General features: G+C 67.3%; 11 protein-coding genes. 4 read left to right on the top strand and 7 right to left on the bottom strand.

Annotated elements, in window-relative coordinates:
* The coding region (locus tag FXN61_RS43880) for a DUF885 domain-containing protein (protein WP_167979748.1) at nucleotides 1-482 on the top strand (482 nt) is incomplete at its 5' end.
* Here FXN61_RS43880 and dctA read toward each other — a convergent pair.
* The 3 genes from dctA to FXN61_RS43865 are packed head-to-tail and all read right to left on the bottom strand — an operon-like array spanning nucleotide 372 to nucleotide 3,087.
* Complete coding sequence (gene dctA, locus FXN61_RS43875; protein WP_312878458.1) at nucleotides 372-1,706, bottom strand: C4-dicarboxylate transporter DctA; 1,335 nt, start codon at nucleotides 1,704-1,706, stop codon at nucleotides 372-374. The two genes, FXN61_RS43880 and dctA, sit on opposite strands and share 111 nt — an antisense overlap.
* A 47-nt stretch (nucleotides 1,707-1,753) precedes the next feature.
* Nucleotides 1,754-2,494, bottom strand: a complete 741-nt coding sequence (locus tag FXN61_RS43870) for an SRPBCC family protein (protein WP_167979746.1) — start codon at nucleotides 2,492-2,494, stop codon at nucleotides 1,754-1,756.
* The gene (locus FXN61_RS43865; protein ID WP_188136137.1) at nucleotides 2,491-3,087 is read right to left on the bottom strand and encodes an ArsR/SmtB family transcription factor; all 597 of its coding nucleotides are present in this window, start codon (nucleotides 3,085-3,087) and stop codon (nucleotides 2,491-2,493) included. Before FXN61_RS43865 ends, FXN61_RS43870 begins: the two co-directional genes overlap by 4 nt.
* A 144-nt stretch (nucleotides 3,088-3,231) precedes the next feature.
* Between FXN61_RS43865 and FXN61_RS43860 the strand changes: the two genes are divergently transcribed.
* Nucleotides 3,232-3,405: a hypothetical protein gene (locus FXN61_RS43860; RefSeq protein WP_167979745.1), complete on the top strand. Its 174-nt coding sequence runs from the start codon at nucleotides 3,232-3,234 to the stop codon at nucleotides 3,403-3,405.
* On the opposite strand, the gene FXN61_RS43855 is transcribed toward FXN61_RS43860, so the two are convergent.
* The 3 genes from FXN61_RS43855 to FXN61_RS43845 form a co-directional block, all read right to left on the bottom strand.
* The gene (locus FXN61_RS43855; RefSeq protein WP_167979744.1) at nucleotides 3,383-4,351 is read right to left on the bottom strand and encodes a TIGR03617 family F420-dependent LLM class oxidoreductase; all 969 of its coding nucleotides are present in this window, start codon (nucleotides 4,349-4,351) and stop codon (nucleotides 3,383-3,385) included. The two genes, FXN61_RS43860 and FXN61_RS43855, sit on opposite strands and share 23 nt — an antisense overlap.
* A 28-nt stretch (nucleotides 4,352-4,379) precedes the next feature.
* Nucleotides 4,380-5,063: an excalibur calcium-binding domain-containing protein gene (locus FXN61_RS56035; RefSeq protein WP_167979743.1), complete on the bottom strand. Its 684-nt coding sequence runs from the start codon at nucleotides 5,061-5,063 to the stop codon at nucleotides 4,380-4,382.
* A gap of 118 nt (nucleotides 5,064-5,181) precedes the next feature.
* On the bottom strand, nucleotides 5,182-5,634 hold the full coding sequence (locus tag FXN61_RS43845) for a DUF4442 domain-containing protein (RefSeq protein ID WP_167979742.1): 453 nt from the start codon (nucleotides 5,632-5,634) through the stop codon (nucleotides 5,182-5,184).
* Between the two features lie 174 nt (nucleotides 5,635-5,808).
* Between FXN61_RS43845 and FXN61_RS43840 the strand changes: the two genes are divergently transcribed.
* Both FXN61_RS43840 and FXN61_RS43835 read left to right on the top strand, forming a co-directional pair.
* Nucleotides 5,809-6,324, top strand: a complete 516-nt coding sequence (locus tag FXN61_RS43840; protein WP_167979741.1) for a MarR family winged helix-turn-helix transcriptional regulator — start codon at nucleotides 5,809-5,811, stop codon at nucleotides 6,322-6,324.
* A gap of 2 nt (nucleotides 6,325-6,326) precedes the next feature.
* Complete coding sequence (locus FXN61_RS43835) at nucleotides 6,327-7,967, top strand: MDR family MFS transporter (protein WP_167979740.1); 1,641 nt, start codon at nucleotides 6,327-6,329, stop codon at nucleotides 7,965-7,967.
* Between the two features lie 52 nt (nucleotides 7,968-8,019).
* Here FXN61_RS43835 and FXN61_RS43830 read toward each other — a convergent pair whose 3' ends face one another.
* Nucleotides 8,020-8,526, bottom strand: a complete 507-nt coding sequence (locus FXN61_RS43830) for an inorganic diphosphatase (RefSeq protein WP_167979739.1) — start codon at nucleotides 8,524-8,526, stop codon at nucleotides 8,020-8,022.
* Nucleotides 8,527-9,130 lie beyond the last annotated feature (604 nt).

The raw sequence follows: 9,130 nt of genomic DNA, 5'->3' as shown, positions 1-9,130 counted from the left end.
CCAGGATCATGCTCCTCGACGACCTGCCGCTGCTCCGCCGCAAGGCACCGATCAGCGTGTTCGGCGAGGGCTGGGCGCTCTACTGCGAACGCCTCGCGGACGAGATGGGCCTGTACAGCAACGACGAGTCCAGGCTCGGCATGCTCACCATGGCCGCCAAGCGTGCGGGCCGGCTCGTCGCCGACACCGGCCTGCACGCCAAGGGCTGGAGCCGTCAGCAGGCCATCGACTACCTGCTGGACAACACCCCGATGCCACGAGAGCTGGCCGTAGCCGAGGTCGACCGCTACCTCGCCGAACCCGGCCAGTCCCTCGCGTACGAGGTGGGCAGGCTCAAGTTCGACGAAGTGCGCCGGAAGGCAGAGAAAGCACTAGGGGCGGCGTTCGACATCCGCGACTTCCACGAGGTCGTTCTCGGCCACGGCAGGCTCACCCTCGGCCTGCTCGACGACGTCGTCACCGCCTGGACGACCGAGCGCTGATCGCATCTGGTCGAGATCGAGCATGCCTTCCCAGCGTGACACCACGAACGTCGCCACGCAGTTGCCCAGCAGGTTCGTGAAGACGCGCATGGAGTCCATGATGCGATCGGCGCCCAGCAGCAACGCCACCGCCGCGGCCGGGATCGAGCCGACCGCGGCGACCGTGGCGGACAGCGCCAGGAACGCAGAGCCCGGCACGCCCGCCATGCCCTTCGAGGTCAGCACGAGCACCAGCACGATCGTGAGCTGGTCGCCGAGGTCGAGCGGGATGTTCAACGCCTGCGCCAGGAACACCGTCGCCAGCGACAGGTAGATCGAGGCGCCGTCCAGGTTGAACGAGTAGCCGGTCGGCAGCACCAACCCGACGGACGTGGGCGCGCAGCCGGCACGCTGCAGCTTCACCATCATCCGCGGCAGCACGGCCTCTGAGGACGCCGTGCCGAGCGCGAGCAGGAACTCCTCCTTGGCGTAGCGCAGGAACCGCAGGATGTTGACCCGCGCGAACACCCACGCGATCACGCCCAGCAGCGTGCAGAACAGCAAAGCCGCGCCGTAAGAAGCCAGAATCAGCCACAGGTACGTGCGCAACGACCCCAGCCCGTACTGGCCGACCAGGAACGCCATCGCGCCGAACGCCCCGAGCGGCGCCAGCTTCATCACGTAGCCCAGCACCGTGAAGAACGCCAGGTTGACGCGTTCCAGGAGGTCCACGACAGGTGTTGCGCGCTCGCCGAGCTGGGCCAGCGCGCAGCCGAACAGCACTGCGAACAGCAGCACCTGGAGCAACGCGTTGCGCGCCAACGCGTCCACCACGCTGGACGGGATGAGATCGAGCAGGAACTGAACGACGCCGGGGAGGTGGCCGCCCTGCGTCTTCGCCTCGACGGCGGAGGCGTCCAATGTGGACGGATCGACGTTCATGCCCGCGCCTGGCCGCACCACGTTGCCGACCAGCAGGCCGAACGCGAGCGCGGCGGTCGACACCACCTCGAAGTAGATCAGCGCCTTCACGCCGATCCTGCCGACCGCCCGCAGGTCGCCGACCTTCGCGATGCCCGTCGCCACAACGCAGAAGATCAGCGGCGCGATCACCATCTTGATCAGCTTGATGAAGCCGTCCCCGATCGGCTTCAGGTCCGCGCCGAACGCCTTGAAGTAGTGGCCCACCAGCACACCGGCGACGACCGCGACGAGAAGCTGCAGAAAGAGCGACCGAGATTTCACATCCCGGAAGCTAAATCTCATTTGTGAGCGATGGAGTGCTCTTCGTGTTACGCCTGTGCGAAGGCCTGCTCCAGGAACGCCTTCCACTTCTCCGGCTGACCGGTCGGGTCGCCGAAGAGGTGGTGGCCGACGCCGATCTGGTTGCCGCCGCCGAAGAACCGGTAGAAGCCCTCAGGTCCCCGCACGCCGAGGAACTCCCGGTAGTCCTTGCGTGCGTAGTCGACGACGCCGGTGATGCCGAACGGTTCCAGCGTCACCTCGTCCCCGATGCTCACGTCGTCGGGCAGGCCGAGCGCCTTGGTGATCACCGCCCACTGGTCGACACCCTCGGGCACCTCGGGGCCTGGCACGTACATGTACGTCGCCGGCTTGCCCGTGAAGTACTTGACGTAGGACGCGAGCGTGAACAGGTACATGTCCCAGCCGTGCGAGTGGCCCGAGAGGAACTCGTCGTTCCAGTCGCCGCCGATGATGCCGCTGTGCACGAACCGCAGCACCGTCGTGCCCTCGTCACGGCCTTCGACGAGGTACTCCATCGCGTGGACCGAGCCGTCCTCGGCGGTGTCGCCGGTGTAGGCGAGGTGCTTCGGCGGGTCCCAGGTGGTGATCGTCGCGCTTTCCTGGAAGAAGCCCAGGTCGAGCGTCATGCGGCCACCGACGCCGGGTTCGACCGTGTGCGGGCCCATGAACCACGCGGAGATGCCGGGTCCGGTCGCGATGGCCTCCCAGACCTGCTCCGGGGTCCCTTCGACCTCGACTTCCTTCTTGATCTCGAACTCGCGGGTCACGACTCTTCCTCCTTGGCGATGACGCTGGGGTGCAGGGCGACGATGACTCGGTGCGGTCGCCCTCCTTCGGCCTGTTCGTCGTGGTACTTGGCGACGAGCCGCGTCACGCACGAGGCGAGCTCTTCTGCGAACGCCGCGCGGTCGGCCGCGGTGGCGAACCGGACCTCGCCGTCCAGCGCGAAGGTCGCCAGCCGCTTCTTCGCCTTGGTCGCGCCCGTGATCAAGGTGCCGACGTCGCGCACCAGCCTGGCCGAGACCGCCAGCAGCCACCGCGCGGACAACCGATCGGGCGAACGCGCGGGGTCCGGTTGCACGGCCGCGAGCGCCGTCGGAGAGATCACGTAGGACGCCGCGGTCGCCTGCATCAGGCGCTCGTTCACGTTGCCCTTGCGCCGTTCCTCGACGAGCTCCACCAGGCCGTGCTGCTCCAGCGTGCGCAGGTGGTAGTTCACCTTCTGCCTGGGCAGGCCGACCTTCGCGGCGAGCATCGTCGCCGATCCCGGCTCTGCCAGCTCCGCGAGCAACCGCGCTCGCACGGGGTCCAGCGACACCTCGGCCGCTGCCGGATCCTCGATCACCGCCACTTCGAACATGACGCAAGCGTCACACCGAAAACAAAATTAGTCAAGAACTGAGTTGCTGTCGGTGACTTTGCTCCACCTGGGTGGCGTTGGACCCGGTACCGTAAGCGATGTCTCGATTGGTCGTTGCTTGTTCGCAACCCTTGAGGAGACAAGATGATCACGATGCTGGTCCTGACCCTGCTGGCCCTGCCGTTCGCCCTGACCGCCGCCAACGTGGGCAGACGCAGATGGATCCGCAAGAGGGGTGTCGCCAGAGTGCGCGCCGAGCTCGACGCTTTCCACGACGAGCTGGCGCGTCAGGGCCTCAGTCACTTCTCCGGTCGCTGAGCCGGATCCTGCTCGACGGTGAGATCCGGGTGAGGACGTCGCCGTAGCGGTCCAGCAGCGCGGCTGTCACGGTCTCCGGTGCGCTGACGACGGCGAACTCGTTCAGCACCTCGTCCGTGATCAACTCGCTCATCTCCGCCCACTGCTGCCGCCGGGACATCCGGTGCAGCTCCTCGTGCAACGAACCCCAGCCGTGCAGATCCAGCACGGGCTTGTACGCGGGCGTCGACCCGTAGAACGCGATCTGCCGCCTGACGCCGGCGATCTCCTCGTCGTTCGTCGCGGCGAACACCGGGCCGCTGATCTCGAAGCCCTCCACCGTCTTTCCCGCCTTCGCCCGGCCGCGTTCCAGCGCGGGCAGCGTCACCTCGCGCAGATACCGCTCGGTCGTGAAGCTGTGGCACAGGAAGCCGTCCGCGACCTCGCCCGCCACCTCGGTCATCAGCTCGCCGACGCCCGCGAGGTGGATCGGCGCGTTGCCGTGCGGGTTCGGGCCGGGGTCGAAGAACGGCGTCATCAGCGTGTGCGAGTAGAACTCGCCGCGGAACGCCAGCCGCTCGCCGGTCTCCCACGCGTGCCAGATCGCACGGATGGCCAGCACGAACTCGCGCATCCGCGCGGCCGGTTTGCTCCACGGCATGGCGAAGCGCTTGGTGATGTGCGCTTCGATCTGCGAGCCCAGCCCGAGGTTGAAGCGGCCATTCGACAGCAGCTGCAGGTCGTTCGCCGTGGTCGCGATGGTCATCGGGTTGCGCGCGAACGCCACCGCGATCGCCGTGCCGAGCTCGATCCGCTCGGTCGCCGCGGCGGCGCCGGACAGCGCGAGGAACGGGTCGTGCTTGGTCTCGGCGAGCCAGAACCCGTCGTAGCCGCGGTCCTCAGCCCTCTTCGCGATGGCCCCGACGTCGTGCGGGGTGTAGTCGACGGCAGTCCTGTCCAGCTTCATGCGCTGAGGCTATGAGGTGGCCGGGAGATCAGCGACGAGGAGGCTCGCACGCGATGCCGTTGCGGTTCGCGTCCAGCTCGATCCGGTAGCCCGGCTGGCCCCAGTAGATCGGTGCCGCGCCTGCCCGCCACGCGTCTTCGCACGTCGCGAAGAACGTCGGCTTCGGCTTGGGTGTCGTCGTGGTCGGCTTCGGCTTCGGGGCAGGAGGGGGCGGAGGCGGCGGCGGGGGAGCGGGCGTTTCGGTGGTGTCCTTGCCACCGCAGGGTGATCCCCACAGACCGATCGGCACCTTTTGCGCGGCCCCTTCGGCTTCCTTCTGCGCGGGCGTCGGGGTGCCTGCGGTCCGGCCGGCGCCGTTGCCCAGCGCGAGCAGCGCGAAGTCCGTGCCGTCCGCGAGGCTGAGCGCGCCGGTGGTCCGGTCGTAGCGCACCTGCTGGTTGAGCAGCATGCTCCTGGCGAAGCCCGCCGCGGCCTCAGCCCAGCACGGACCGGGTTGGGCGAGGCCGCTGACCTCGGCCTTCGAGCCGTCGGAGAGCATCACGGCGCGCCCGTCCACGATCGACACCACGCTGATGCCCAGCATGGCCGGCGGGACCGACGGCGTCGTCGTCACCGGCGCGTCCCCGGCCGGTTTCTCCACGGCAACGGGAGTCGACTGCGGCACCTGCGCGGTGCAGCCCGCGGTCAGTACGGCCAGCAGTACCCCGCCCACAGTTCTCCACCCCGACATGACCCCGGATACTGCTCCATGGCGGGAGTGTGGCCAAGGTTACGTATTTGGTGAGGATCGGTTCACAGGTAGTCCGAACTGAAATACGGAGATTCCCAGTTCAGCGTGCGGGCTTCAACGTCCAGACGACCGTCATCTCGCCGGTGGTCACGCCCTCGGCGTTTGTGATCGTGATGGTCACCGGGAACTCGGGCCGCGTACCGGACTCCAGCTCGGCCAGCACCTCGTCGGCGGAGCGTCCCAGCACGGCCTCTGCACGCAGAACGCCGAGCGCGACCTTCTTGTAGGCGATGTCCGCGCGGGCGACCAGCGGCGTGGCCTTGCCCAGGTGCGCGGCGAACGCGGCCATCACGACAGCGCCCGACGCGGTCTCGGCGAGACCGAACATCATCGCGGCGTGCGGGCCGCCGACGTGGTTGCGCAGCGTCTCGTCGTCCGGCATGGACGCGACGACGCGGCTGGCGGAGACCTCCTCGAACTCGATGCCGGTGGTCTTCACCCACGGCACGGCCTGCTTCATGGCGTCGGCGACGAACGACACGTCTTGGCTCATGAGACGAATGCTACCGGCGAGTAACCCGGGCGGCTACCCGTCGGTAACAACTACTTGCCGCACCCATACCGCTCCACTGTGGAGTGAGACTCGAAACGCACTTGCGTTTCGGTCGACCGAGATGGATGCTTGTGTCGAGCAACTAGTTGGGTGATACAAGCAACGAGGTGTCAGATGGTCGATCCGGGCAGGTGCCTCGGCATCGATCCCGAGCACGAGCTCGCGGATCGTGTCGGCATGGCGATGGTGCGGCTGAACAAGATGCACGCCCAGGTCGCACATCAGATGGCGAAGCAGGGCATGGACAAGTCCGCCTTCGTGCTCCTCGCGACGCTCAACGGACTCGGCGAGTGCCGCTCGAGCGGGCTCGCGGAGGCGGTGCTCTCCGACCCGTCCACGGTCAGCAGGCAGGTGGCCGGGCTGGTGAAGGACGGGCTGGTGGAACGACGGTCTGATCCCGCGGACGGCCGGGCCAGCGTGCTCGCCGTCACCGAGGCGGGACGCCGGTTGCTCCGAGAACGACGCCGGCAGCGCAACGAGGCGATCGAGCAGGTGTTCGCGGACTGGGCCGAGGAGGACTTCAAGGGCTTCGCGGACCTGTTCGAACGCTTTGTCCAGGACTTCGAGCGCACGATTCCTGCGCTTTTGACCGACCGCGGGATGGGGACCCGCGCAGGAGGGGAAAAGTAGAGATGTCACAAACAACCGAGGCGACACCCACACCAGGGGTCTCGTTGACGCACCGTCAGATCATGACGGTGCTGTCCGGCCTGCTGCTGGGCATGTTCCTCGCGGCGCTGGACCAGATGATCGTCGCCAGCGCCATGAAGACCATCGCGGACCAGCTGCACGGTCAGACGCTGCAGGCGTGGGCGACCACCGCCTACCTGATCACCGCGACCATCACGACCCCGTTGTACGGCAAGCTGTCCGACATCTACGGGCGCAAACCGATGTACCTCGCGGCGATCTCGTTGTTCCTGCTCGGCTCACTGCTCTCGGGCATCGCGACGTCGATGTACGAGCTGGCCGCGTTCCGCGCCGTGCAGGGCCTTGGCGCCGGCGGTCTGATGTCGCTCGCGTTCGCGATCATGGCGGACATCATCTCGCCACGTGAGCGAAGCAAGTACTCGGCCTACTTCATGGCCGTGTTCGGTTCGGCGAGCGTGCTCGGGCCGGTCATCGGCGGTGTGTTCGCGGGCCTCGACTCGTTCGCCGGTGTCACCGGCTGGCGCTGGGTGTTCCTGGTGAACGTTCCGATCGCGCTGCTCGCGCTGTTCGTCGTCGCCCGAGTGCTCAACATCCCGCACAAGCGGGTCGACCACCGCATCGACTACCTCGGCGCGCTGACGCTGACCGTCGGCCTGGTGCCGCTGCTGGTCGTGGCCGAACAGGGCCGCGAGTGGGGCTGGGCGTCGGGAACGTCGATCGCCATGTACGTGACCGGTGTCCTCGGCCTGGTCGCGTTCATCTTCGTCGAGAACCGCATGGGCGACGAGGCGATGCTGCCGATGAGGATGTTCAAGAACCACACGTTCGCGCTGGGCAACACGATCAACTTCGTGCTCGGCATCGGCATGTTCGGCGGCATGGTCTCCATCCCGCTGTACCTGCAGATCGTGAAGGGCGTCTCGCCGACGGTCTCCGGTCTGATGCTGCTGCCGATGACGCTCGGCATCATCTCCGCCACGGCGATCAGCGGCCGCATCACCGCGCAGACCGGCCGCTACAAGGTGTTTCCGATCATCGGTGCCGCACTGATGTCGGTGGCCCTGCTGCTGTTCAGCACGATCGGCACGGACACGCCGAACTGGCTGGTCATGATCTACATGTTCGTGATGGGTGCCGGTCTGGGCCAGTGCATGCAGACGCTGCTGCTGGCGATCCAGAACGACGCCGAGCCGCGTGACATGGGTGTGGCGACCGCTTCGGCGACGTTCTTCCGCCAGATCGGTGGAACCGTCGGTACCGCGGTGTTCCTGTCGATCCTGTTCAGCACGGTCGGTGACAAGATCGCGGAAGGCCTGAAGGCCGCCATGCAGACCGAGGCGTTCAAGGTCGCGCTGGCCCACAACCCGGACTTCGCCAAGGCGTTGCAGAGCAGTGGCGGGTCCGGTGTGGACATCAACAACACCGAGTTCCTCAACCACCTCGACCCGGTGCTGGCGCGGCCGTTCCTCGACGGCTTCTCCGGCGCGATCGACCTGGTCTTCCTGACCGGCGGCATCGTGATGGTGGCGGCGTTCGTCCTGGTGTGGTTCCTGCGCGAGAAGCCGCTGTCGACCAGGTCCGGCCTGGAGCGGGTGGCCGACGCCGAGGCCGTCGCGGTCTGAGTCAGGGCGTGAAAAAGGGGGCCGCTGCGTGCGGCCCCCTGTTTTCGTGCGTTCAGTGCAGCGTTTCGCCGCGCGCCTCGGCGTCCTTGAGACGCTGGTAGGAGCGGTGGATCTCGGCCTCGGCCTCGGTGCGACCGACCCAGGTCGCGCCCTCGACGCTCTTGCCGGGCTCGAGGTCCTTGTAGACCTCGAAGAAGTGCTGGATCTCGAGGCGGTCGAACTCCGCCAGGTGGTGGATGTCCCGCAGGTGCTCGTGACGCGGGTCGTAGGCGGGGACGCACAGAACCTTGTCGTCGCCACCCTTCTCGTCCGTCATGCGGAACATGCCGATGGCACGGGCCGCGATCAGGCAACCGGGGAACGTCGGCTCCTGGACGAGAACGAGGGCGTCCAGCGGGTCGCCGTCCTCACCCAGGGTGTTCTCGATGAACCCGTAGTCGGCCGGGTACTGCGTCGACGTGAACAACGTGCGGTCGAGGCGGATGCGACCACTCTTGTGGTCCACCTCGTACTTGTTGCGCACGCCCTTGGGGATCTCGATCAGGACGTCGAACTCCACTGGTCCTCGCTCATGTAGCCCATTCGTGACGCCACTAGTGTGGACCACGACGCCCTGTCAACCCTCATCGGAGCGGCGGCTGGAGGGTGTGAGATTGCCCGTATCGAGCTGACGGAGGCCCTCTTGCCGGACGAGCCCCAGTGGCCGACCGAGGACGACGACGCCGAACTCTCCTCGGCAGCCTCCGCATCAACGGTGCAGGTCAGCCGCCCGTCCGTCGACCAGCCGACGATGCGCTTCCCAGTGGCAGCCGTTCTGTCGGCACCGTCCACTCAGGAGCCGCTGCGCTCGTCGCCCGTCCGTTCCGCCCCCGGTGGTGCTGACGCCGGTTCCGATGGTCCCGGCAGGGCCTCGAACGGTTCTGGTGCGTCTGCGGGTGGATCTTCGGGTGGGAAGTCTCACGGGGCGATTGGTCCAGAAGGTGGCCAACCTCGGCAGGGTTCGGATCGCACCGTCGATCTCGGGCAGACCGAGTCGTCGCGGGCTGAGTCGCCGCGGGTTGAGTCGTCCGCGTGCCGAGACAGTCGCGTGTCGACGTGCGCCACGTGGCTGAAGCCGTCGCGGGTTGAGCCGCAGCGCGCCGAGTCGTCGCGGAGCTGAGTCG

The sequence above is a fragment of the Lentzea indica genome, assembly GCF_012184385.1.
Lineage (GTDB): Bacteria > Actinomycetota > Actinomycetes > Mycobacteriales > Pseudonocardiaceae > Lentzea > Lentzea indica.
Note: the sequence above shows the minus strand (reverse complement) of the source record. Positions and strands in the feature narration are given on the sequence as shown.

Coding starts and splice junctions, on each gene's coding strand:
- FXN61_RS43855 (WP_167979744.1), bottom strand. CDS start 4,351: ATGAAGCTGGACAGGACTGCCGTCGACTACACCCCGCACGACGTCGGG.
- FXN61_RS43835 (WP_167979740.1), top strand. CDS start 6,327: ATGTCACAAACAACCGAGGCGACACCCACACCAGGGGTCTCGTTGACG.
- FXN61_RS43840 (WP_167979741.1), top strand. CDS start 5,809: ATGGTCGATCCGGGCAGGTGCCTCGGCATCGATCCCGAGCACGAGCTC.
- FXN61_RS43865 (WP_188136137.1), bottom strand. CDS start 3,087: ATGTTCGAAGTGGCGGTGATCGAGGATCCGGCAGCGGCCGAGGTGTCG.
- FXN61_RS43860 (WP_167979745.1), top strand. CDS start 3,232: ATGATCACGATGCTGGTCCTGACCCTGCTGGCCCTGCCGTTCGCCCTG.
- FXN61_RS43845 (WP_167979742.1), bottom strand. CDS start 5,634: ATGAGCCAAGACGTGTCGTTCGTCGCCGACGCCATGAAGCAGGCCGTG.